Origin of the sequence: Streptomyces sp. FIT100, assembly GCF_024584805.1 — a bacterium.
GTDB lineage: Bacteria > Actinomycetota > Actinomycetes > Streptomycetales > Streptomycetaceae > Streptomyces.
On sequence record NZ_CP075715.1, the window covers coordinates 318901 to 341370 of the forward strand.

At 71.9% G+C, this 22470-nt stretch carries 20 protein-coding genes; 11 read left to right on the top strand and 9 right to left on the bottom strand.

Annotated elements, in window-relative coordinates; genetic code table 11:
* Positions 1-4: 4 nt before the first annotated feature.
* The 7 genes from KK483_RS01215 (at position 5) to helR (ending at position 10752) form a co-directional block, all read left to right on the top strand.
* Positions 5-1306, top strand: a complete 1302-nt coding sequence (locus tag KK483_RS01215; protein ID WP_262002976.1) for a sugar ABC transporter substrate-binding protein — start codon at positions 5-7, stop codon at positions 1304-1306.
* Positions 1303-2322: a carbohydrate ABC transporter permease gene (locus KK483_RS01220; RefSeq protein WP_262002977.1), complete on the top strand. Its 1020-nt coding sequence runs from the start codon at positions 1303-1305 to the stop codon at positions 2320-2322. Before KK483_RS01215 ends, KK483_RS01220 begins: the two co-directional genes overlap by 4 nt.
* Entirely contained in the window at positions 2319-3170 is an 852-nt protein-coding gene (locus tag KK483_RS01225; protein ID WP_262002978.1) for a carbohydrate ABC transporter permease, read from the top strand. Before KK483_RS01220 ends, KK483_RS01225 begins: the two co-directional genes overlap by 4 nt.
* A 32-nt stretch (positions 3171-3202) precedes the next feature.
* The gene (locus KK483_RS01230) at positions 3203-5419 is read left to right on the top strand and encodes a glycoside hydrolase family 3 N-terminal domain-containing protein (protein WP_399012994.1); all 2217 of its coding nucleotides are present in this window, start codon (positions 3203-3205) and stop codon (positions 5417-5419) included.
* Positions 5420-5491: 72 nt separating this feature from the next.
* Complete coding sequence (locus KK483_RS01235; RefSeq protein WP_262002980.1) at positions 5492-6937, top strand: glyceraldehyde-3-phosphate dehydrogenase; 1446 nt, start codon at positions 5492-5494, stop codon at positions 6935-6937.
* Positions 6938-7246: 309 nt separating this feature from the next.
* The gene (locus KK483_RS01240; protein ID WP_262009293.1) at positions 7247-8476 is read left to right on the top strand and encodes a glycosyltransferase; all 1230 of its coding nucleotides are present in this window, start codon (positions 7247-7249) and stop codon (positions 8474-8476) included.
* Between the two features lie 107 nt (positions 8477-8583).
* Complete coding sequence (gene helR / locus KK483_RS01245; protein ID WP_262002981.1) at positions 8584-10752, top strand: RNA polymerase recycling motor ATPase HelR; 2169 nt, start codon at positions 8584-8586, stop codon at positions 10750-10752.
* Between the two features lie 61 nt (positions 10753-10813).
* Here the strand turns inward: helR and KK483_RS01250 are convergent, their stop codons facing one another.
* Positions 10814-11302, bottom strand: a complete 489-nt coding sequence (locus tag KK483_RS01250) for an SMI1/KNR4 family protein (protein ID WP_399015920.1) — start codon at positions 11300-11302, stop codon at positions 10814-10816.
* 214 nt (positions 11303-11516) lie between these two features.
* On the opposite strand from KK483_RS01250, the gene KK483_RS01255 reads away from it, so the two are divergent.
* The gene (locus KK483_RS01255; RefSeq protein WP_262002983.1) at positions 11517-14078 is read left to right on the top strand and encodes an alkaline phosphatase D family protein; all 2562 of its coding nucleotides are present in this window, start codon (positions 11517-11519) and stop codon (positions 14076-14078) included.
* 131 nt (positions 14079-14209) lie between these two features.
* On the opposite strand, the gene KK483_RS01260 is transcribed toward KK483_RS01255, so the two are convergent.
* The 3 genes from KK483_RS01260 to KK483_RS01270 all read right to left on the bottom strand — a co-directional run bounded on the left by KK483_RS01260 (position 14210) and on the right by KK483_RS01270 (position 16496).
* Entirely contained in the window at positions 14210-14716 is a 507-nt protein-coding gene (locus KK483_RS01260) for a hypothetical protein (RefSeq protein WP_262002985.1), read from the bottom strand.
* Between the two features lie 42 nt (positions 14717-14758).
* Positions 14759-15880 carry a glutamate--cysteine ligase gene (locus KK483_RS01265; RefSeq protein WP_262002986.1) on the bottom strand — a complete coding sequence of 374 codons (1122 nt, stop codon included), beginning with the start codon at positions 15878-15880 and terminating at the stop codon, positions 14759-14761.
* A gap of 136 nt (positions 15881-16016) precedes the next feature.
* On the bottom strand, positions 16017-16496 hold the full coding sequence (locus KK483_RS01270; protein WP_262009295.1) for a DUF6328 family protein: 480 nt from the start codon (positions 16494-16496) through the stop codon (positions 16017-16019).
* Between the two features lie 266 nt (positions 16497-16762).
* Between KK483_RS01270 and KK483_RS01275 the strand changes: the two genes are divergently transcribed.
* Positions 16763-17131, top strand: a complete 369-nt coding sequence (locus KK483_RS01275; RefSeq protein ID WP_262002987.1) for a low affinity iron permease family protein — start codon at positions 16763-16765, stop codon at positions 17129-17131.
* A 46-nt stretch (positions 17132-17177) separates the two neighbouring features.
* Here the strand turns inward: KK483_RS01275 and KK483_RS01280 are convergent, their stop codons facing one another.
* The 3 genes from KK483_RS01280 to KK483_RS01290 all read right to left on the bottom strand — a co-directional run bounded on the left by KK483_RS01280 (position 17178) and on the right by KK483_RS01290 (position 18862).
* On the bottom strand, positions 17178-17501 hold the full coding sequence (locus KK483_RS01280) for a WhiB family transcriptional regulator (RefSeq protein WP_262002988.1): 324 nt from the start codon (positions 17499-17501) through the stop codon (positions 17178-17180).
* 243 nt (positions 17502-17744) lie between these two features.
* Positions 17745-18257 carry a hypothetical protein gene (locus tag KK483_RS01285; RefSeq protein ID WP_262002989.1) on the bottom strand — a complete coding sequence of 171 codons (513 nt, stop codon included), beginning with the start codon at positions 18255-18257 and terminating at the stop codon, positions 17745-17747.
* Between the two features lie 26 nt (positions 18258-18283).
* Positions 18284-18862, bottom strand: a complete 579-nt coding sequence (locus tag KK483_RS01290) for a hypothetical protein (protein ID WP_262002990.1) — start codon at positions 18860-18862, stop codon at positions 18284-18286.
* A 295-nt stretch (positions 18863-19157) separates the two neighbouring features.
* On the opposite strand from KK483_RS01290, the gene KK483_RS01295 reads away from it, so the two are divergent.
* Entirely contained in the window at positions 19158-20486 is a 1329-nt protein-coding gene (locus KK483_RS01295; RefSeq protein ID WP_262002992.1) for a PP2C family protein-serine/threonine phosphatase, read from the top strand.
* A gap of 66 nt (positions 20487-20552) precedes the next feature.
* Here the strand turns inward: KK483_RS01295 and KK483_RS01300 are convergent, their stop codons facing one another.
* On the bottom strand, positions 20553-20894 hold the full coding sequence (locus KK483_RS01300; RefSeq protein ID WP_262002993.1) for a helix-turn-helix domain-containing protein: 342 nt from the start codon (positions 20892-20894) through the stop codon (positions 20553-20555).
* Positions 20895-21021: 127 nt separating this feature from the next.
* On the opposite strand from KK483_RS01300, the gene KK483_RS01305 reads away from it, so the two are divergent.
* A complete protein-coding gene (locus KK483_RS01305) occupies positions 21022-21966 on the top strand; it encodes an ANTAR domain-containing protein (protein WP_262002995.1) in 945 nt (314 codons plus the stop codon).
* A 58-nt stretch (positions 21967-22024) separates the two neighbouring features.
* On the opposite strand, the gene KK483_RS01310 is transcribed toward KK483_RS01305, so the two are convergent.
* Positions 22025-22408 (bottom strand): hypothetical protein, encoded by a 384-nt coding sequence (locus tag KK483_RS01310; protein WP_262002997.1) that lies wholly within the window; start codon positions 22406-22408, stop codon positions 22025-22027.
* Between the last annotated feature and the right edge of the window lie 62 nt (positions 22409-22470).

A 22470-nucleotide genomic window follows, 5' to 3' on the forward strand; every position in this document is an offset into this window, starting at 1 on the left:
CACCATGAGTAGGACCGGACGCCGAGCCGTCCTGGGCGTGGGCCTGGCCCTCGCCCTGGCGCTGACCGGCTGCGGTGTGGGTGGCGGAGGCGCCGCCCAGGACGCCGCGGGCTCCGCGCGGGACGGGAAGATCGCCGGCGAGATCACCTTCCAGACCTGGAACCTCAAGGGCGGCTACGAGAAGTACTTCACCGGACTCGTCGACGCCTTCGAGCAGCAGCACCCCGGCACGAAGGTGAAGTGGGTCGACCAGCCCGCCGACGGCTACTCGGACAAGCTGTCGGCGGACGCGGCCGCGGGCACCCTCCCCGATGTCATGGACCTCGGCCCCGAGGCGGGCTACACGCTCGCCGGCGCGGGCCGGCTCCTGGACATCGCCAAGGAGGACCCCGAGGCGAGGAAGGACTTCCTTCCCGCCGCGTGGGAGGCCATGACCTGGCCGGGCGTGGGCGGCGGCACCTACGGCTACCCCTTCTACCTCAACACCGGTCCGTCCTTCTTCAACAAGGACCTCCTCGCCAAGGCCGGGCTCGACCCGGCGCAGATCCCCGCGACCTACGACGAGCTGTTCGCCCAGGCGACGAGGATGGCCGGCGCCGCCAAGGGCTCGTACTCGATGATCGGCCGGACGCCGGTGATCGAGACCTTCGGTACCTACGGCGTCCCGCTGATGAACCGGCAGGGCACGGAGTTCACCTTCAACGGCCCCGAGGGCGTCGAACTGCTCACCCGCTTCAAGGAGATGTACGAGGCCGGGGCGCTGACCGAGGACGTCCTGAACGAGCAGCAGACCGGCGAGGTCGACAAGTTCAAGGCGGGCCGGCTCGGCTGGCTGCCGGGCAGCGCGTACAACCTGGCGGACTTCAAGAAGACCGCCCCGAAGGTCTACAAGAGCGTCGCGATCGGCCCGATGATCGCCAACGCCGCGCCGAACATGTACATCGAGTCGCTGGCCGTGAGCGCGCACACCAGGAACGCGGCGACGGCGATCGCCTTCGCCAAGTTCGCGACGAACGCGAAGAACCAGCTGGCGTTCGCCCACGAGGCGGCGATCTTCCCGGCGACCGCGGGCACGCTCGACGACCCGTACTTCACCGCGGACGACGGTACGGACGAGGGCCGGGTCCGTGTCGAGGCGGCCGCGCAGACCAAGAGGGCGGTCGTGTACTGGCCGCCGGCGTTCTCGCAGGCGATGGTCGACGAGTTGCGCGAGCAGGTCGCCCTCGCCATCAAGGGCAGGAAGTCGCCGCAGCAGGCGCTGGACGAGACGGTGGCCTTCTGCAACGAGAGGCTCGGCCGCGCATGACCTCCGCGCCTTCGGCGGACAGCCCGCCGTCGGACTCCCCGCCCTCGGGCTCCGCGGCGACGGGCCGCCGGGTGCTGCTGCCGCCCCGGCGGCCCGGGGGCGGCGGGTCCGCGCAGACCCCGCACCGGGCGGGTCGTACGCACAGGTGGTGGGGCACGCCCTGGCTCTTCCTGGTCCTCGGGCTCACCGTCACGCTGCTCTTCGTCCTGTTCCCGTTCCTCAACACGGTGGTGCTGGCCTTCACCGACGCCACGATGGTGCGCGGCGGCCGGTTCATCGGTCTCGGCAACTTCGCCCGGCTGGCCGAGGACCACCGCTTCTGGACCGCGCTGCTCAACTCCTCGCTGTACGTGGTGTGCGTGGTGCCGGTGATGGTGGTGCTGCCGCTGCTGCTGGCGTGTCTGGTGAGCAGGCCCGGCCGGTTCGTCGGGATGTTCCGGACGGCGTACTACATGCCCGTGGTGATGTCGGCGGTCGTGGTCGGTCTGATCTGGACGAATCTCCTCGACAGCCGCGGGCTCGTCAACGAGCTGCTGTCATGGCTGCATCTGGTCTCCTCGCCCGTCCCGTTCGTCACGGACCGCTGGCTGCTCCTCTTCAGCGCGATGTTCGTCACCGTGTGGACCGGTCTCGGCTACTACATGGTGATCTACGTCGCCGCCCTGGCCAATGTCAGCCCCGTCCTGTACGACGCGGCGGCGGTCGACGGTGCGGGCCCCGTCCGTACGTTCCTCTCGGTGACCGTCCCCGGTGTCCGCGGCACGATGGCGCTGGTGGGCGTGTTGTCGTCCGTCGCCGCCTTCCGCGTGTTCAGCGAGATCTACGTGCTGTCCGGCAACACCGGAGGACCGGGCGGCGAGGACCTCACGATGACCATGCTCATCCAGCGCGAGGGCACCGGCCTCACGGCGCGCACCGGATACGCGGCGGCGGTCAGCGTCGTGATGTTCCTGATCACCCTCGGCATGCTGCTCGTGCAGCTGAGGCTCCAGCGGCGGGAGGGCGATGCGGAATGAGTCGTACGACGCCCCGGCGGACGTGGGTGCGGCACCGAGGGGCCGCGCTTCGCTACACCGCCCTGGTCTTGATGTTCGTCGTCCTCGTCGGCCCGTTCGTCTGGCAGTTGTCCCTGTCGTTCAAGGGCGTTGGCGACGATCTGTACACCCGGCCGCCCCAGTTGGTCCCGAGCGATCCGACCCTGGGGAACTACGCCGAGGTCACCCGGCTCGTACCCGTCCTGCGGTATCTGCTCAACTCCACGACCGTGGCCCTGATCTCGGTCGCGGCGAACGTCATCGGCGCCACCTGCGCCGGGTTCGCCCTGGCCCGGCTGAGGTTCCGGGGGCGGGGCGCGGCGCTCTCGGTGTTCGTGGTCGCGCTGCTGGTGCCCGCGGAGATCATCATCGTGGCGCAGTTCCTGCTGATGCGTTCCATGGGGCTCAACGACACCCTGCTCGGCGTCGCGCTGCCGACAGCCGTCGCGGCGCTCAACGTCCTGCTGATGCGGAACGCCTTCCTGGCCGTCCCCGCCGCCTTGGAGGAGGCGAGCCTGATCGACGGGGCCAACGTCCGCCAGCGCTTCCTGCGGATCTGCCTGCCGCAGGTCAAGGGGGCGATCACGGTCGTCGCGATCTTCGCGTTCGTCGGCTCCTGGAACGACTTCCTCTGGCCGCTGATCGTCCTGTCCGACCAGGACAAGTACACGCTCACGGTCGGCCTGAACGCCCTGCGCGGGACGTTCTTCGACGACCCCCGGATCGTGGCGGCCGGGACGGTGATCGCGGTGGTGCCGATTCTGGTCTTCTTCTTCGTGCTCCAGCGCTTCTTCTTCAAGGGCGTCGAGGAAGGCGGGGTCAAGGGGTGAACGGGAGGAACGCAGGGAACGGGGCGAACGGGATGAACCCGGTGACCGGTGTGAACGAGGACGTCGATGAGCTGCTGTCCCGGATGACGCTCCGCGAGAAGGTGGGCCAGCTCAACCAGCGGCTGTTCGGCTGGGAGTGCGTGGCCCGCCGGCGCGGCGGCTTCGAGCTGACCGACACCTTCCACACGGAGGTCGAGCGCTGGGGCGGGCTCGGCGCGCTGTACGGCCTCTTCCGGGCCGACGCCTGGTCGGGGCGGTCCTGGAAGGACGGCGTCCGCCCGGAGGAGCGGGCGGAGGTCGCCGCACTGGTCACCGACGCGGTACGCAGCGGATCGCGGCACGGCGTGCCCCCGCTCATCGTGGAGGAGGCCCCGCACGGCCACCAGGCCCTCGGGTCCACCCTCTTCCCGGTGAACCTCAACGCGGGCGCCTCCTGGGACCCCGGACTGCTCGCCGAGTGCGCACGGGCCGTCGCCGCCGAACTGCGGGCCGGCGGAGTGCACCTCGCGCTGGTCTCGGCGCTCGACCTGCTCCGCGATCCGCGCTGGGGCCGCGCCGAGGAGTGCTTCGGCGAGGACCCGCTGCTGGCCGCGGAGCTCACGCGCGCGCTCGTGGAGGGCATGCAGGGAGCCGGCAGATCGGCGCTGGCCGGCGGCGGGGTGGGGGTCGTGCTCAAGCACTTCGCCGCACAGGGCGAGGGCGTCGGGGGCCGCAACGGGCAGTCCGCGGTGCTCGGCCAGCGGGATCTGCACGAGCTCCACCTGCCCGCCGCCGAGGCAGGGATCCGTGCGGGGGCGGTCGGCCTGATGGCGGCGTACAACGACATCGACGGTGTGCCGTGCTGCGCGAACCCCGAGCTGCTGACCGCACTGCTGCGGGACGCCTGGGGCTTCGACGGCCTGGTCATGGCGGACGGCAAGGCCGTCGACCGGCTGGCCGCGATGACCGGCTCGCTCCGGGAGGCCGCGCGGGCGGCGCTCCTCGCGGGTGTCGACCTCTCGCTGTGGGACGAGGCGTACACGCTCCTGGAGGAGGCGGCCGGGGACGACCCGGGCACCGCGGAGGCGATCGACCGCGCCTGCGGGGCGGTGCTGCGGGTGAAGAGCCTGCTGGGTCTCCTGGACGCGGCCCCGGTCCGCCCTGCGGTGGCGCCGGTACCCGTACGCCCCGCCGCCGAGCTGTCCGGGCGGCTGGCCCGGCGCTCGCTCGTCCTGCTGGAGAACCGGGGGCGCGCGCTGCCGCTGGCGCCGGACGCGGTCCATGAGATCGCCGTGATCGGCCCCAACGCGGCTTCGGCGACCGCTCTGCTGGGCGACTACGTGCCGCCGCTGCTCCCGGAGGCCGAGCGCAGCGTCCTCGACGCGGTGCGGGACAGGCTGGGCGACCGGGTCCGGGTCCGCCATGTCCAGGGCGACGGGCGGGAGTTGGAGGCCGCTGCGGCATCGGCCGACCTGGTGCTCGCGGTGCTCGGCGGCACCAGCCACCGGCACTACGGCGACGGCTTCGCGGACAACGGCGCCGCCCTGCACACCCGCGCCACCTGCGGCGAGGGCGTCGACCTCGCCGATCTGCGGCTCCCCGGCGGCCAGGACGCCCTGCTGCGGCGCGCCCGCGCGGCCACCGGTGCCCCGCTCGTCGCGGTCGTCGTCGCCGGACGCCCCCATGTGCTCACGGAGGTCCTCGCTCTCGCCGACGCGACCCTGTGGGCCGGATACCCCGGCCCGTACGGCGCCGACGCGGTCCTCGACGTCCTCCTCGGCGAGGCGGAACCGGAGGGACGCCTGCCGATGACCCTGCCGGCCGATGCCGGGGCGGTGCCCGTCCGGTACAACGACCGGCGGCCCGCCGACGGCGTCTACGTGGACGCCCCCCGCGCCGTGCTGCGCCCCTTCGGCTACGGCCAGGGCTACCGCACGAGCCGGGTCACGGGGCTCCTCGCCGGCGCCGGGGAGGGATCCGCGGCGGCGGACCGGATCGTCGTCACGGTCGAGCTGGAGAACGAGTCACCCCGCCCGCTGTCCGAGGTCGTCCAGCTCTACGCGCACCGGACCGGCGGCCCCGCCTGGCCGCGCGTGCGCGAGCTGGTCGCGTTCCGCAGGATCGCCCTGCCGCCCGGCACGGTGACCCCCGTCACGTTCCACCTCGAAGCGGAGCGCCTCTTCACCGGTGCCCGCGAGGGCCGCCAGGGCTGTACGACGCTGCTGGCCGGGGAGCTCGGCGTCCGCATCACCCGCCCCGAGGGCGTCTGAGCGGCACCGTTTGAAGGATCAAAATGGCGGCGGGTTAGCATGTGAGCGCCGCCTAGCTCGAAAGATAAACCTGTGACTGTCAATGACGACTCGTTCACCAACTGGAAGAACCGCGAGGAGATCGCGGAGTCGATGATCCCGATCATCGGGAAGCTGCACCGGGAGCAGGACGTCACGGTCCTGCTGCACAGCCGCTCCTTGGTGAACAAGTCGGTGGTCAGCATTCTCAAGACCCACCGATTCGCCCGGCAGATCGCCGGTGAGGAGCTCTCGGTCACCGAGACGCTTCCGTTCCTGCAGGCTCTCACGACGCTCGATCTCGGCCCTTCCCAGATCGACATCGGCATGCTCGCCGCGACGTACAAGGCCGACGACCGCGGACTCACGGTGGCGGAGTTCACCGCCAAGGCCGTCTCGGGTGCCACCGGCGCCAACAAGATCGAGCGCCGCGAGCCGCGTGACGTCGTCCTCTACGGCTTCGGCCGCATCGGCCGCCTCGTCGCCCGCCTGCTCATCGAGAAGGCCGGCTCGGGCAACGGCCTGCGGCTGCGCGCCATCGTCGTCCGCCAGGGCGGCGAGAACGACATCGTCAAGCGCGCCTCGCTGCTGCGCCGCGACTCGATCCACGGCCAGTTCCAGGGCACGATCACCGTCGACGAGGCCAACAGCACGATCGTCGCCAACGGCAACGAGATCAGGGTGATCTACGCCGGCGACCCCTCGGAGGTCGACTACACGGCGTACGGCATCAAGGACGCCATCCTCATCGACAACACCGGCAAGTGGCGCGACCGCGAGGGCCTGTCGAAGCACCTGCGTCCCGGCATCGACAAGGTCGTCCTGACCGCCCCCGGCAAGGGCGACGTCCCGAACATCGTCCACGGCGTCAACCACGACATGATCAAGCCGGACGAGCAGATCCTGTCCTGCGCGTCCTGCACGACCAACGCGATCGTGCCGCCGCTGAAGGCGATGGAGGACGAGTACGGCGTCCTGCGCGGCCACGTGGAGACCGTCCACTCGTTCACCAACGACCAGAACCTGCTGGACAACTACCACAAGGCCGAGCGCCGCGGCCGTTCGGCACCGCTCAACATGGTCATCACCGAGACCGGTGCCGCCTCCGCCGTCGCCAAGGCGCTGCCGGAGCTCAAGGCACCGATCACCGGCAGCTCGATCCGCGTCCCGGTGCCGGACGTCTCGATCGCGATCCTCAGCCTGCGGCTCGGGCGCGAGACCACCCGCGAGGAGGTCCTCGACTACCTCCGCAACGTGTCGCTGACCTCGCCCCTCAAGCGCCAGATCGACTTCACCACCGCCCCCGACGCGGTCTCGAGCGACTTCATCGGCTCGCGCCACGCCTCGATCGTCGACGCGGGCGCCACCAAGGTCGACGGCGACAACGCGATCCTCTACCTCTGGTACGACAACGAGTTCGGCTACTCCTGCCAGGTCATCCGCGTCGTCCAGCACGTCTCCGGGGTGGAGTACCCGACCTACCCGGTACCGACGGTCTGATCCCGGCGGTCTGACCCCGGCGGGACGACCCCGGCGGGGCCGGCGGCGGACGCCGGCCATCCGAACGCGTGATGCCGTCAACCAGTGACTCTGGTTGACGGCATCACGCGTTTTTGAAGGCCAGTCGCTTCGCGAAGGGGGCGTCCGGCGAGAGCGGACGGGAGAAGACGAGAGGGGAAAGGGGGAGCACCCACTCCTTTCCACTCTCAACTTATAGCGCACAGGGGGGCTTGCGGCAAGGCCCCCTTCGTGCCGCAGAATCACCGGCCGAAGCCGGAATCTGCGGAAAGCGGGAGTCGCGAAGTGCGAGTGTTGTTGTCGACATATGGGTCGCGCGGGGACGTCGAACCGCTGGTGGGACTCGCGGTGCGGTTGCGGGCACTGGGCGCGGAGGTGCGGGTGTGCGCCCCGCCGGACGAGGACTTCGCGCAGCGGCTGGCCGGCGTCGGCGTACCGCTGGTGCCGGTCGGCAGGTCGGCGCGGGCCCTGACGACGGCGGCGCCGCAGCCGTCGTCCCTGCCCCAGCGCGCGGCCGAGTTGATCGCCGACCAGTTCGCCGCGGTCACCGCGGCGGCCGAGGGATGCGACGCCCTGGTGGCGACCGGCGCGATGCCAGCCGCGGCCGGCGCGCGCTCGGTGGCCGAGAAGCTGGGCATCCGCTCCGTGTCCCTGACCTTCCAGCAGCTGACCCTGCCGTCGCCGCACCGCCCGCCGCTGGCGTACGCGGGCCGGCCGTTCCCGCCGGAGGTGACCGACAACCGGGAGCTGTGGGACCTCGACGCCCGGAACATCAACGCGCTGTTCGGCCCGGCGCTCAACACGAACCGGGCCGCGATCGGCCTGCCGCCGGTGGACAACGTCCGCGACCACGTCGTCGGCGACCGGCCGTGGCTGGCGACGGACCCGGTCCTGGACCCGTGGCGGGAGACCCCGGGCCTCGACGTCGTCCAGACCGGAGCGTGGATCCTGCCCGATGTCCACCCCCTCCCGCCCGAGTTGGCGGCGTTCCTGGACGCCGGCACACCACCGGTGTACGTGGGCTTCGGCAGCATGCCCATGCACGCGTCGACGGACGTCGCCCACGTGGCCATCGGGGCGATCCGCGCGCAGGGCCGCCGTGCGGTCGTGGCCCGCGGCTGGGCCGGCCTGGCCCCGATCGACGACCGGGACGACTGCTTCGTCGTCGGCGAGGTCAACCAGCAGGCACTGTTCACCCGGGTCGCCGCCGTCGTGCACCACGGCGGCGCGGGCACCACGACGACGGCCACCCGGGCCGGCGCGCCTCAGGTGGTGGTGCCCCAGCTCGCGGACCAGCCGTACTGGGCGGGCCGGGTGGCCGACCTGGGCATCGGTGCGGCACACGACGGTCCGACTCCGACCTTCGAGTCCCTGTCCGCCGCGCTGAGCACGGCCCTGGCCCCCGAGACCCGCGCACGGGCGAGGGCCGTGGCCGGCACGGTCCGCGCCGACGGAGCATCGGTGGCCGCGACGCTGCTGCTCGAAACGATCAGCCGAGCAGAGCCGCCGCTGCCCGCGTGAACCATGCGAGGCCGCCGGGCCTGCCCCCGGCACACGAGAACGCACACCGGTCCAGACGCCTGGCCGCACCCCGTGGTCGCAAGCGACCTCAGATCGGAACCGACGACATGAACCCCCTGACCACCAGCGCGTTCGACCTTCCCGACCACCTCTCCCCCAAGGCCGACCCGGCACTGGTCGACGGCGACGAACAGCACTTCGCGGCCATCGCGGAGTGCCTCGAGCAGACCATCGCCGAGCTGTCAGGCCGCCTCGACACCGAGCGCAAGGCGCCCGGCGGCGTCGGCAGGGAGGCGATGGACCGGGACGCGGAGATCCACCGGCTGACCGCTCGCCTGCGGACCCTGCGCCGCTTCGGCCTGGACCTCTGCCTCGGACGCATCGTCGGCGCGGACGGCGCCGGGCCCGTGTACATCGGTCGCCTCGGCCTCACGGACAGCACGGGGCGTCGGCTGCTGCTCGACTGGCGCTCCCCCGCCGCCGAGCCGTTCTTCGCGGCGACCCACGCCGATCCGATGGGTCTGGCGAGCCGCCGCAGGTACCGCTGGACCCGCGGGCGGATCAGCGACTACTGGGACGAGGTCTTCACCGCGGACGGGCTCGAAGGGCACGCCGCGCTCGACGACCAGTCCGCCTTCATCGCCAGCCTGGGCAGCAACCGGTCGTCCCGGATGCGGGATGTCCTCGGCACCATCCAGGCCGACCAGGACGCCATCATCCGGGCGGGATCCCGCGGCGCTCTCGTCGTCGACGGCGGTCCCGGCACGGGCAAGACCGTCGTCGCCCTGCACCGCACCGCCCACCTCCTCTACTCCGACCCGCGTCTCGGTCACCGTCGGGGCGGCGTGCTGTTCGTCGGTCCGCACCAGCCCTACCTGGCCTACGTCTCCGACGTCCTCCCCAGTCTGGGCGAGGAGGGCGTGCAGACCTGCACCGTCCGCGACCTCGTCGCCGAGGGGGCCGCAGCCGCGTTCGAGAGCGACCCGGACGTGGCCCTCCTGAAGTCGTCCGCGCACATGGTGAAGGCGATCGAACCGGCGGTCGGCATCTACGAAGAGCCGCCCGTCCAGGGGATGACGGTCTCGACCCACTGGGACGACGTCCGGCTGAGCGCCGACGACTGGGCCGAGGCGTTCGCAGCGCCGGAACCGGGCACTCCGCACAACGAGGCGCGCGACCAGATCTGGGAGGAGCTGGTGACGATCCTGGCGGACAAGCACGACGGCGATGTGCCGCCCGACCTCTTCCGCAGGTCGCTGCTGCAGAACACCGAGCTGGTCAGGACCCTCAACCGCGCATGGCCGATGCTCGAAGCGACCGACCTCGTCGGCGACCTGTGGTCGGTACCCGCCTACCTGCGCAAGTGCGCCCCCTGGCTCAGCCCCGACGAGGTCCGCAAGCTCCAGCGCGCGGACGCCCATGCCTGGACGGTGTCCGACCTGCCGCTCCTGGACGCGGCACGGCAGCGGCTCGGCGACCCGGAGGCGGCCCGGCAGAAGCGTCGGCACGCGGCCGTCCTCGCCGCCCAGCGCGAGCGTATGGCGCAGGTCGTGGACAACCTGATCGACGCCGCGTCCGCCTCAGGCGCCGACGGCGACGACGGCATCGGCCTGGTGACGATGCTTCGCGGCCAGGACGCCCAGGTCAGCCTGGTCGACGAGTCCGAACTGCAAACCGCCGACCCGGACCTGCTCGCAGGCCCGTTCGCGCACATCGTCGTGGACGAGGCCCAGGAACTGACCGACGCGGAATGGCAGATGCTGCTGCTCCGCTGCCCGTCCCGGAGCTTCACCATCGTCGGTGACCGCGCCCAGGCCAGGCAAGGCTTCCCGGAGTCCTGGCAGGAACGGCTGGAGCGGATCGGGCTCGACCGGATCAACGTGGCGTCCCTGAGCATCAACTACCGGACCCCTGAAGAGGTCATGGCGGAAGCCGAGCCGGTCGTCCGGGCCGTGCTCCCGGACGCCAACGTGCCGACCTCCATCCGCAGCAGCGGCGTCCCCGTCGTCCACGGATCCGCCTCGGACCTCAGCCCGATCCTCGACACCTGGCTCGCCGCCCATGCCGACGGGATCGCCTGCGTCATCGGCGATCCCACCTTCCGTACGACGTCCCGCGTCCGGTCGCTGACCCCGGCGCTGTCGAAGGGGCTCGAGTTCGACCTGGTCGTCCTCGTCGACCCGGAGGCGTTCGGCGAGGGCGTCGAAGGAGCCGTCGACCGCTATGTCGCGATGACCCGGGCGACCCGGCAACTCGTGATCCTCACAAGCTCCTGACACCGTCCGCACGAGCGCCCCGGCCCTCCCGCCGGGGCGCCGGCGGCCCGCCCCCACGGTCTCAGCGGCAGAGTTCCGTGACGGTGCTGTCGAAGTCGGGGAACTCGCGTGCGGCCGACTCGATCACGTCGGCGGCCGAGCGCCGGCAGTCCGGCGCGTAGCGTTCTGCGACGGCGGTCAGCTCCCGCCCGGGCCGCGCCGCCCAGCCCGGCTCGTACGTGGTGAACGCGGAGGTCGCCTCGAAGGGACCGTAGCCGCCGGCCAGCAGCCAGAGGAAGTCGCTCAGGTCCCTCGCGACGACGGCGGTGTCTCCCTCGGAGCCGAGGAAGACCACGGGCTGGTCCGCGAGGGCGCTGTCCTTGCGGACCAGCCAGAACGCCGCGTAGCCGCCGGTGCCGTCCTGGCCGAAGACGCGGAAGTCGTCACCGGTCAGTTGCTCGTTGCCGGTCCATGCGCGAAGCCAGTCGGTGGTCTCCTCGGCGGACAGGAAGGCCGTGAAGGGCTCGAAGTCCACCCCGTCACCGCCGTCGTAGTGGAACGGGACGGCCATGGCAGCGGCCAACGCGGCGGGGAACTCACGGTCATCCACGATCGTCACACGCGTACTTTACCGACCGGCCGAGGCTCGATGGTGTCGCGATCGGCCGTGCGGTTGCCCTGCCGGGCGGGCGAAGCGGTCGGGCAGGCGAAGCGGTCGGCGTCCGTAAAGGCGGTGTTCACTCGGCGGTGGCCACCAGGCCGGGCGTCGCCGGGAGAGTCCCCGCGTGACAGACGTACTTCCCGAACCCCGTGTCCCCCGGCTCGGCCGGCGCCGTTTTCTCACCGCCGTCGGCGGTACCGCGCTCGGCGCGATGGCCGCAGGGCAGCTCGCGTGGCCCGAGTCGGCCGAGGCGCTCGACCTGGACACCGCGCCCTTCACGCTCGGCGTGGCCTCCGGTGAGCCCGACCACCACAGTGTGGTGCTGTGGACCCGGCTCGCGCCCGACCCGCTGAACGCCGAGACCGGCGGTATGCCGGCCGAACCGGTCGAGGTCAGCTGGGAGGTCGCCCGCGACGAGCACTTCCGGCACGTCGTCCGCCGCGGCACGGCGACCGCGCGCCCCGAGTCGGCGCACAGCGTGCACATCGTCGCCGAGGACCTGGCCCCCGACCGGTGGTACTGGTACCGCTTCGCCACGGCGGGCGAGGGCGGTACGGTCCACAGCCGCACCGGCCGTACGCGTACGCTCCCCGCGCCCGGCGACCGGCCCGACCGGCTCCGCTTCGCGTTCGTCTCCTGCCAGTCGTGGGCCGGGGGCGCGTACGCCGCCTACCGCGACCTGGCCGAGCAGGACATCGACTTCGTACTGCACCTCGGCGACTACATCTACGAGACCGCGGGCGGCGGCCTCGCCGAGTTCCGGCGTCTGCACCAGCTCTACAAGACCTCGCCCGACCTGCGCGCCGCGCACGCCAGGTTCCCGTTCTTCACCACCTGGGACGACCACGAGGTGCAGAACAACTACGCGGCGGACATCGCGGGCGCCGCCGGCGACGGCCGCCCGTTCCTGGAGCGGCGCGCCAACGGCTACCAGGCCTACTACGAGCACCTCCCGCTGCGGCCCGAGCAGCGCCCCGAGGGTGCGGACGCCCTGCTCTACCGCCGGTTCGACTTCGGCAGACTGGCCGGGTTCTCGGTCCTGGACACCCGTCAGTACCGCAGCGACCAGCCGTGCGGCGACGGTCGCAAGGAGCCGTGCGCCGAAGCGTACGACCCGGCGCGCACCATGACCGGAATCGAGCAGGAGCGCTGGCTGCTCGACGGCCTCGACCGCTCCCGGACCCGCTGGAACGTGATAGCCCAGCAGACCATCATGGCGGCCTTCGACTACGACCTGGGCCCGGGCAGGATCGTCAACCTCGACCAGTGGGACGGCTATCCGGCGGCCCGCTCCCGCATCCTGGACTTCTTCGAGCGCAAGCGGCCCGCCAACCCGGTGGTGCTCAGCGGTGACTGGCACTCGGCGTGGGTCAACGACCTCAAGAAGGACTTCGGCGACCCGCGTTCGCGTACCGTCGCCACCGAGTTCGTCGGCACCTCGGTCTCGTCGGGCGCGGGCGGCTGGGACGCCGACGTGCGCACGGGCCTGCCCGCCAACCCGCATGTGAAGTTCTACAACGGCACGTACCGCGGCTACACCCTGTGCGACATCACGCCCGAGCGCTGGCGCACCGATCTGCGCATCGTGCTGAGCGCCGGTGACGCCGTCTCACCCGCGTTCACCCTCGCCACTTACGAGGTGCGCGACGGCTGTCCCGGCGCGCGCCGCATCGGCGCGGGCGACGGCCTCACGGGCAGGATCGCCGACGCGGCGACCGGCGCGCCGCTGGTGAACGTCCAGGTGACGGTGGTCGACGCGGAGGGCCGGCGGATCGGCGCGAGCACCACGGACACGGCCGGTGAGTTCCTGGCGTTCGCCCCGCCCGGCACGTACACCCTGGCCGCGAACGGTGTCGGATACGACCCGGTCCAGCGGGAGGTCACCCTGCGCGAGGGCTCCGGGCTCACGGTCGACCTGGGCCTGACGCGCTCCGGCGCCCGCGCCGGGACGGGCCGTACGGTGCCGGGCCCGCAGTCCCAGGCGGGTTCCGCGGACCTGGTGCTCTCCAACGACCTGCTGGCGCTGGCCGTTTCGGCCGGTTCGGAGGACCCGCAGCTGTCGGGGGTGACCCTGGGCAAGCCGCTCGACCTGGCTGCCGTCGGCCGGCTGGACCAGATCGACTGGATCAACCTGCCCTACGCCTCCCTGGCGCAGCCGCGCGGCGGCAGCGCCTGGCAGCAGCGCACGGTGAAGTCCGACAGCGTCGCGGTGGTGTCCTCCACGGACGCCGAGGCGTCGGTGCGCGCGGTGGGCCGCAGCACAGAGCTGCCGGAGCTGGCCGTCACCACCACGTACACCATCCGCAAGGGTGAGCCGTGGGTGCGGGCCGACAGCGTCTTCACCAACACCGGCGCCGGCGCGGTCACGTTCTGGACCGGCGACGTCCTCGACCACGACGGCGCGGGCCAGCGCAGCGGCGTCGCGGGTCACGGCACCATCACCGCGGGCTCGCCCGCCGACTTCACGCCCGCCGAGCCGTGGATCGGTATGACGGGCTCCGACGGGCAGACGTACGGGCTGCTCTACGAGGACGCGCAGTTCACCGCGTACGCCTGCGGGATCTGGGCGATGAGCCAGCGCCAGGTGACCCTGGAGCCGGGAGCGGCCTTCGCCCTGCGGCGCAGGATCGCCGCGGTCGACAACGGCGGCGCGGCCGATCCCTTCGCGGTACTCGGCGGTCTGTGACGCACCTGGTCCCGCGCATCCCCGTGAACCGGCGGGTGCGCGGGATCCGGCGGGTGCGCGGGATCCGGTGCCGACCACGCAGGCGCCCACCCACGCCGGCGGGCGGCGCGACGCGTGCGCATGACGCGTGATCAGTCCCGGTGCCCGCGCAGGGTGTGCCCGCTCAGGGTGGCTCTGGCCGCCGCGTCGTGCAGCGCGTCGACGGCCGCCATCTGGCTCCGTGCCCGGTCGATGAGCCGGTCGAGCGCGGGCGCGTCCCCACGGCCCGTTTCCGCGACGACAGGCACCAGGGCCTGCCACATCTCGTGCTTGCCCTGGATTCCCAGCCGCAGGGTCTCGAACTCGACGAGGTCGCTGAGCCCCGCCCGCCGGTGGAGGCGGCCGTTGGGTTTGAACCTGGCGGCCTTCTCGGCCACCCAGCCCCCGTAGACCTTGTAGCGGCGCGGCTTCACGTCGAGCGAGTCCATCACCGCGCGAAGGCTCCGGCGGTCCTGGGCGATCTCGTCGGCCAGTCCCTGCGTCTCCGTGGCGCATGCCGACGCACGGTGCTCCCGTGCGATGCGCCGGGACAGTTCGACACCTGCCGTGGCTCCGGCCAAGTGGTCGTTCAGGTAGATGGTGAGGGCCTTGTCGCCCATGGCGACCTCCTGCGTCGCTGTGCTGGGTCGTGTCGCCCGCCGTCACACGCCACGGTTCGCCGCGGTGAGCGCCGCCATGTGGTCGACGACCTGCTGGAGGCTCCCCGTCCGTCGGTGGTGGGCGCGCTGGCGGTCGGCACCGGTGCCGAGGACCAGGTGCCGGGTCAACAGGCGTTCGACCGCCGCCAGATCACCGGCGGCCGCGAGACCGGGCGCCGCGCGCCCGAGCAGTCGTTCGATGAGCAGGCGCGTCGGGACCAGATGGCCGGTGAGGGGGTCGAGGCCGTGGCCGGTGGCGCCGAAGCGGGCCGCGTGCCAGTGCGCGGCGCGGAGGCGGCCGATCGGCACCTGCGGTGGCGGGCGCCCCTCGCCGATGTCGGCGAGCAGCGCGGTGCACAGCCCGCGGACGAGAGCGGCGATCAGTACCGTGCCGTCCAGGTCCGCGTTGACGTCGGCGATCCGGACCTCCAGTGTCGGTACGTGCTCCGACGGCCGGGCGTACCAGTAGATCATCCGTCGGTCCAGGAGCACTCCCGAGGAGACGAGGGCATCCGCGGTGGTCTCGTATCCGGCCCTGTCCAGCAGGGGCGGCGGGCCGGCGGTGGGCCAGCGGTCGGCCTCGACCGACCGGCGGCTGGCGAAACCGCTGTCGCGTCCGGCGTGGAAGGGTGAGTTGGCGGCGAGGGCCTGGAGCGTGGGCAGCCAGGGGCGCAGATGGTTGGAGAGCTCCAGGGCACAGCTGCGGTCGAGGGTGCCGATGTGCACATGGCAGCCGCAGGTCGTGCCGCCGACACCGTCCACGATCGCGCAGCAGCGGGCCGCCATCCGGCGGTACCTGGGGGTGTCGGTGACGGGGATCGGCCGAGCCGGGGGCACGACGGGGGTGCCCGAGGCGAGGAGCAGGCAGCCGGCGTCCCGGGCGGCCGCGGCCACCGTCGCGCGCATCGCGGCGAGTTGCGCCCGGAGGCCGGCGGCCGAAGCCGTGGGGCGGGTGCGGATCTCCACCATCGAGCGGTAGAGCTCGACCTGCACCAGGTCGCCCAGCACGGGGGTGAGCTGCCGGATCACCTGCGGTGCCCGCGGCACCGGGGCGCGGGTCCGGCGGTCGACGAGGAGGAACTCCTCCTCGACGCCCATCGTCCGCACGGGGGGCTTCTCGCGCACAGCCGCGGTCCGCGCCGCCCCGGGCCGACGCTCCGGCTGCCGCTCTTCCCCCGGTCTCGACTGCTCCACGAGGGTCACGCACCGCGCCTACCCGATCGGCCACCGGCGAATCAGCGCCGCCCGTGCCGGTGCCGCGTCAGGACTGTGGTTCCGGCTGCCGCCCCTGTCGGTCGCCGTCCTCCGTGATGCGCCGGTTCATGATCCATGGCAGCAGGCCCCACAGACAGGCGCAGACGAAGAGGGTCACGGCGGCGGCCGCGATCCCTTCGGGTGTGCCGTGGACGACGTCCACGACCAGCAGGACGGCGGAGGTCAGGGCCAGGGCGAGCACCACCATGCCCGCACCGGCGAGCCGGGAGGAGACGGTGACGATCTCCTTCTTGGCGCCCTTGCGGAACAGGCCGCGGTGCACGGCCGCCGGCGCGGTGAAGAGCGCGGCGGCGATGACGGCGAGCATCAGCGTCGTCACGTACGTACCGCGCTGGAAGGAGTCCAGGCCGGCGAAGCGGGCCTGGAAGACGAGGGTCAGCAGGAAGGCGAACAGGATCTGCACGCCGGTCTGGATGACGCGCAGCTCTTGGAGCAGCTCGGCGAAATTGCGGTCCGCGCGCTCCATTTCGGTCTCGTCGCGCGAAGCACGGGCATCGTCTGCGGGCACGGAAGACCAGTAACCCGTACGTGCCCGTGTCCAACGCGGTCTGGGCCGTTCGGCCGAGTGCTGCGGGGCCTGTCGCCCACGATGTGGGCGGCGCAGGGCTGCTCCATGGACACGCGGGCGGCGTGCGCCGGTTTGCGGGCCCCCCGAGGGCGGGCACACGGTGGTGTTGGCGCCGGGCGCAATCGGCCGACTGCGCTCCGCGCACGGGAAGGCGACGTGAACCGGTGACGATCCAGCATCCCGCCGACCGCGGCGGCGACAAGCGAGGCCCGTTCGAGCGACTGGCAGAAGCGGCGTCGACCTTCACGAGCTCCCCGCTCTTCTTCGTTCTGTGCCTGGCCCTGGTCGCCGGAGTGGTGGTCGTCCACGTCGCCGGGTTCGCCCTCAAGTGGCAGGTCTTCGCCGGGGAGTGCATGACCGCCGTCACCCTGCTCCTGCTGGCCCTGCTCAAGAACTCGGAGCTCAGGGCCGAGCGTGCCGTCCAGCGCAAGCTGGACGCCATCGCCGCGGCTCTGCTCGAAGCGCAGGAAGGCGGGCCGAGCAAGGCCCACGACGATCTCAAGGCCGCCATCCGGATGGAGGAGGAGATCTGAGGTCCTGCGGGGCGCGGCGGACGCGGCACCTCAGGCCGGCGGCACCTCAGGCCGCGGTTCCGCCTCGGGCCGTTCGCCACCGGCGCCCGCTGCGCTGCTGCGAGGCGAGCAGCGCACGGCGTTCCTGCTCGCCGAGACCGCCCCACACCCCGAACTTCTCGCGCGCCCGCAGGGAATGGCGGAGGCACGCGTTGCGGACCGGGCAGGTGCGGCACACCCGTTTGGCCTGCTTCTCGCGCTCCTGCCGGGCGTCTCCCCGCTCGTCCGGCGGAGGAAAGAACAGGCCGCTGCCGATGTCACGGCACGCGGCATGCAGCTGCCAGTCCCAGCGGTGCTGAACGGCGCCGGGCAGGCGTGAAACGTCGGTCATCGGAACCCTCCCCGCTCGGATCTGCTCGTCTGGTTCGTCGCCGGGTACCCGCCTCTGCCGGCGGTACGCCCGGCCACGCCTCACCCCAGGGCGTCGTACCTCTCTGCGACGCGTCCGGCGAAGCAGCGAAGCGGCGAGGAACCGACGAGCACCCTCGGTGTCCGCGTCGGTACACCGAGGGTGCCGCAGGGAACGACTCGCTGGTCGGGTACGGATCAGGTGGTGCGGATCAGGTGGTGCGGGTCAGGTGTGCAGCAGTTGGTTGAAGAAGCTCCGGTACCGCTGGAGCGCGACCCGGAGGTCCTCCGTCTCGACCTCCTCGCCCCGGCTCCACTGGGACTCCAGGTCCTTCTTGTGGTCGGCGAACGTCGCTGCCAGGGACTGGATCACTTCCGCGACCAGGGCGTCCGCGGCGTGCACGGAGTCCTTGGGGTCGTCGACGAAGGTGCCCTGGATCTCCTGCCAGCGGTCGCGGTACGCCTCCGCCTCGGCGGGGTCGATCAGCGGCTGCCCCGTCTCAGCGCCCGGCGCCGCGGTGGCGGAGTCCGCCTCGGCATCGGCCTCGGCGTCGGCAGGACGCTCGTCCCCGGCCGGTTCCTCCGTGGCGCCTCGTACCGGCGTCGCCTCGCCGGGGTAGAGGGGTGCGGACTCGTCCGGGGCGGTGGCCTGGCCCGGGCGGGCCAGATCCTCGGTGGTGAGACCGCCGTCCGGTGCGCCGCGGTCGGTGTCGGGGTAGGGGCTGTCGGGGAATGGCATGTCAACTCACCTCGTCCGGCGCGGCGTCAGGCCGCGTCGCGCCGTGTGTGCCGGTGTCGATGGGGCGGGTTGCCGTTGTCGCTGAGCAACTCCTGGAAGAGCGCGCGGTAGTGCACCATGGCGCCGCGCAGTTCCTCGGTGGTCGCACGGCCGCCCTGGTTGCGGACGCCGACCTCGTGGGCCGCACGGTAGTGCTCCAGGGTGCGTCCGTGCTCGACGGAGAGGTCGCGGAGCTGCTGCTCGTACCCCTCCGTGGGGTAGCCGCGGTCGCGCATGAGACGGGTGACCAGGCGGTCGGCGTCGTCCACGCTCTCACTCGGCTGGTCGACGAACCGTTCCTCCGCACTCTTCCAGTCCGCGGAGTACCGGTCGCGGGCCTCGGCAGGCAGTTCCCGGATGTCCAGGTCACGGTGGCGCTGCTCCCGGGAACGCAGCTCGCGCTCGGCGGACAGCCGGCTCTCCCCGTCCTGGACGGTCCGGTCGTACTCGGGGCCGAACCGCTCCTGGAGACGACGGCGGCGCATGGCGATCCACAGCCCCGCCGCGACGAGAATCAGGATCACCGCGATAGGGACGATGATGGCGATGAGCGTGTCTGTGGACATGCGGGACCTCCGCGTTCATCCGTAGTCGTCGGGGCCCGGTACGAGCCTCCTGTAGTCGCGGGTCCCCAGGAAGAGGCGGGGCAAACTCCAACAAAAGGGACTAATGGTACGCCTTAACCCTCCTCGCCGAACGCCGCGCCCGGCGAGGGGACTTGGCCGCAGCCGCCCCCAGGCGTTCCCCGCGGCAGCCACCCCCGAGTGGCGCGAGCACTCTAGTGCATATGCCATAGAAAGGAATGGTTTCTCCAGGCAGGGAGAGCGGCCACTCCGAGGGCAGCGCGGAAGGGGACCACCGATGACACACCCCCCGGACGATGCACCCCGGGACGACCGCACACACCTGCCGCCGCCCCCGAAACTGACCGATGAGCACCTGGACCGGCTGGAGAGAGGGCTGCGTCAGGTGGCGAGGGTCCCCGGCCGGGCGGAGGAGCTCCTGAACGCGGTCCTGGAGGTCAGCAAGGAACTCCAACTGGATGTCGTGCTGCACAGAATCGCCGACACCGCCCGCGACCTGATCCGGGCCCGGTACGGAGGGCTCGGCGTGCTGAGCGACACGGGCCGGTTCTGCAAGGTGATCACTTCGGGCTTCACGGCCGCCGACGAGCCGGGCGCCGGGCAGGGCGGGCCGTTGAGCGGCCTCTGCCACGAGGGGCTCCCGCTGAGCGTGGGGAACCGGACCGGGCAGCCGCCCAGCACCGACCTCCCCCCGGGCCACCTGCGGACATCCAGCCTGCTCGCGGCACCGATCCGGGTCCGCGACAAGCTCTACGGGCATCTCTACCTGGGGTCGAAGACCTCGGGCGAGGCGTTCACGACCGAGGACGAGAACCTGCTGACCGCACTGGCCGGAGCGGCAGGCGTGGCGATCGAGAACGCGCGCCTCTACCAGCAGGTTCGCCAGGCGACGGAGGAGTTCCAGCGGGGCATCCTGCCGGAGCTGCCGCGCCTGGAGGGCCTGGAGCTCCAGGCGCGGTACCAGCCGTCGACCGAAGCGCCGCGCATCGGCGGCGACTGGTACGACCTGATCCGGCTGCCCGACCGTGTGCCCTGCCTGATGGTCGGCGACGTCATGGGACACGGCATCGCGGCCGCGACCGTGATGAGCCAGATCAGCAACATGCTGCGCGTCATCGCCTTCGACGAGCAGGAGCCGCCGAGCCGCATCCTCAACCGTCTCGACACGGTGCTCCACGAACTGCACGGCGGGCCCATGGCCACCGTCATCATCGCCCGCCTGGAGCCCCATGGGGACGGGCGCCGGCTGCAATGGGCGAGCGCCGGCCATCTTCCGCCGCTGATCGCGACGCCCGACGGACGGGCCCGCTACCTCGCGGCGGACATCGGCCTCCCGCTGGGCGTCGACCCGGATCTGCCCCGCGACAACCACGAGGAGGAACTGCGCGCGGGAAGCACCGTAGTACTCCACACCGACGGGCTGGTCGAGCACCGGGCGCGGCCCATCGACGAGGGGATGGACCAGGCCGCCGGTGTCGCAGCGACGCTCGCCACCGCGTCTCTCGCGGAGCTGTGCGACGGCCTGCTGGTCCACAGCGAGGCCACCGAGGGCGCTTTCCACGACGACGTCGCCCTCCTCGCCGCGCGGGTGACCTCTGCCCCGTGACCGGTCGGGCGCGGTGACCGGTCGGGCAGGGTCACCCGTCGGGCGCGCTGACCGGTCGGGCAGGCGTCACCGCTCCTGACCGGCGGGACCGCCGTCCTCTCCGCCCCCTTCGGGATGACCTGCGAGCAGGTGGAGCAGAGGTGCGATCTCCTTGCCGCCCTCGGCCGGATGGCGGAACTTGCCGCCCCAGATGACCTGGTACTTGTTCCGCCTGCCCTCGCGGGTGTGCGTGAGGTAGCCCGTCTCCTCCAGATCGGCGACGAGCGCCTGCACGGTCCGCTCGGTCAGCTGGAGCTCCGCCGCGAGATCCCGGATCCGGACCCAAGGATCGCGGGCGATCGCCGAGAGGACACGGGCATGGTTCGTCAGGAATGTCCATGTACTTCGTTGTGGCGTAGGACCGTCCATATCTCAATCATAGGAGCCGATATACAGGCATTTCAAAGGATGCGTTTATTTTCATGTAAGTATTGACTGGTATCAGGCATGTGTACGACCATGAGGGGGCCAACGCCGGTCGGACAGGGAACACCGAATGTCCTCTCGATCCGAAGCCCCGAGCGGGTCCGAGTTCGCCGTCACCGTGACCAGTGGCGATACCCGCGGCCGGGTCCGCGCAGCCGTACACGGCGAGATCGACGCCGATGGGGCCAGGTCACTGCACGAGGCCCTCACCGCGGCCCTCAGGTCGGGCAACGGGCTCGACCTCGACCTCGGTGACGCCGTCCTGCGCCACCCCTCCGGTCCTCTGGTCCTGGAAGAGATCCGGAGCCAGGCCGTGGCGTCCCACCGGACGATGACCATTCGCAACGCCGATGCGCCGGCCCGCGCACTGCTGGTCGCACACGGCTGCCACGATCTGCTCGCCGACGGCGGGCCGCCCGACGGGACCGACCCCCAGCGGGCGGAGTCGCTGCTCACCAGAGTCCGCGAGACCCTCGCCGACGTCGGTTATCAGACGTCTCCCGCGGACACCGACGGCGCGCCCGGGCTCAGCATCGAGGAGAACGCGCGCGGGATAGCCGTCGCATGGGCTGCCACGGTCGGCCTCACCCCGCCCCTGCCCGGCCGCCAGGATCCGCACGCACCCGTGTATCACGGGATCGACAGCGCTCTGCACGCCGCGGTCGTCGTGGCCCTCACGAACGCCGGCTTCGTCATCGACGACGTGCCCGACGAACGGGAGGTCATGGTGACCGGCGAGCAGCCGGCGCCTCGGGAGGCGGCCCTCGTCGATCGCGCCACGGTCCTGGAGGCGGTGGGAGTCGTCGCCGCGGTGGGACGTCTGACCCCGGGTCAGAGCCGGCGCGTACTCGGCGAGGTGTCGCGGAACACCGGCATTCCCCTGTTCCGGCTCGCCGAGCAGATCGTCGAGTGGGCCGACGGGGGCGCAATCCCCACCGCTCTCCAGGAGCAGTTCGAGAGCAGTCTCGCCCGCCGCGAGCCCCGCACTCCCCCGGCCTCTCACTCCGCTGCCTGAGCGGTGGCTACGCCCACTCCTCCCGCACCGCACCGGGTGGACCGCTGTGCTCGACCAGTCACCCGCCGGCAGATTCCGCGTGAGGCCGTATCCCGCCAGAACCGCGCCGTGGTGCACCGTCCCGGTGCGGGTGTCGCGGCAGCGCGCGGCCGGGTCCAGTCCGCCCGGACGCACCCGGACGCACCGGGAAGCGAGGGCTTCCATGGCGGTCTGCCGAGCGCCAGGCCGGCAGCAGCGTCTCCCCCGCGTCCGGGGCGGTGTACTGCACCACGGCGGGCTCTTCGCCGCCCGGTTCGCCGTTCGGTTCGCCGAGCCGGTGGAGCGCGCCGTACTGCACGAGTTGACGTACCGACTTGTACGCGGCGTCCAGGCCGGTGGCCTTGGCCAGTTCCTCGGACGACCAGGCGTTCAGGTCGCCGCCGATCGCCGGCAGGCCCGCCATCGCGGCATGGAAGCGGAACCGCAGGGGGACGCTGCGCCGCGTGAGCTGGTTCGGCGCGTCGG

Bases quoted from the DNA above. Each gene is read 5' to 3' on its own strand.
- KK483_RS01215 (WP_262002976.1), top strand. From the start codon at position 5: ATGAGTAGGACCGGACGCCGAGCCGTCCTGGGCGTGGGCCTGGCCCTC.
- KK483_RS01220 (WP_262002977.1), top strand. From the start codon at position 1,303: ATGACCTCCGCGCCTTCGGCGGACAGCCCGCCGTCGGACTCCCCGCCC.
- KK483_RS01225 (WP_262002978.1), top strand. From the start codon at position 2,319: ATGAGTCGTACGACGCCCCGGCGGACGTGGGTGCGGCACCGAGGGGCC.
- KK483_RS01230 (WP_399012994.1), top strand. From the start codon at position 3,203: ATGAACCCGGTGACCGGTGTGAACGAGGACGTCGATGAGCTGCTGTCC.
- helR (WP_262002981.1), top strand. From the start codon at position 8,584: ATGAACCCCCTGACCACCAGCGCGTTCGACCTTCCCGACCACCTCTCC.
- KK483_RS01250 (WP_399015920.1), bottom strand. From the start codon at position 11,302: ATGGCCGTCCCGTTCCACTACGACGGCGGTGACGGGGTGGACTTCGAG.
- KK483_RS01260 (WP_262002985.1), bottom strand. From the start codon at position 14,716: ATGGGCGACAAGGCCCTCACCATCTACCTGAACGACCACTTGGCCGGA.
- KK483_RS01270 (WP_262009295.1), bottom strand. From the start codon at position 16,496: ATGGAGCGCGCGGACCGCAATTTCGCCGAGCTGCTCCAAGAGCTGCGC.
- KK483_RS01280 (WP_262002988.1), bottom strand. From the start codon at position 17,501: ATGACCGACGTTTCACGCCTGCCCGGCGCCGTTCAGCACCGCTGGGAC.
- KK483_RS01285 (WP_262002989.1), bottom strand. From the start codon at position 18,257: ATGCCATTCCCCGACAGCCCCTACCCCGACACCGACCGCGGCGCACCG.
- KK483_RS01290 (WP_262002990.1), bottom strand. From the start codon at position 18,862: ATGTCCACAGACACGCTCATCGCCATCATCGTCCCTATCGCGGTGATC.
- KK483_RS01295 (WP_262002992.1), top strand. From the start codon at position 19,158: ATGACACACCCCCCGGACGATGCACCCCGGGACGACCGCACACACCTG.
- KK483_RS01300 (WP_262002993.1), bottom strand. From the start codon at position 20,894: ATGGACGGTCCTACGCCACAACGAAGTACATGGACATTCCTGACGAAC.
- KK483_RS01305 (WP_262002995.1), top strand. From the start codon at position 21,022: ATGTCCTCTCGATCCGAAGCCCCGAGCGGGTCCGAGTTCGCCGTCACC.
- KK483_RS01310 (WP_262002997.1), bottom strand. From the start codon at position 22,408: ATGGCGGGCCTGCCGGCGATCGGCGGCGACCTGAACGCCTGGTCGTCC.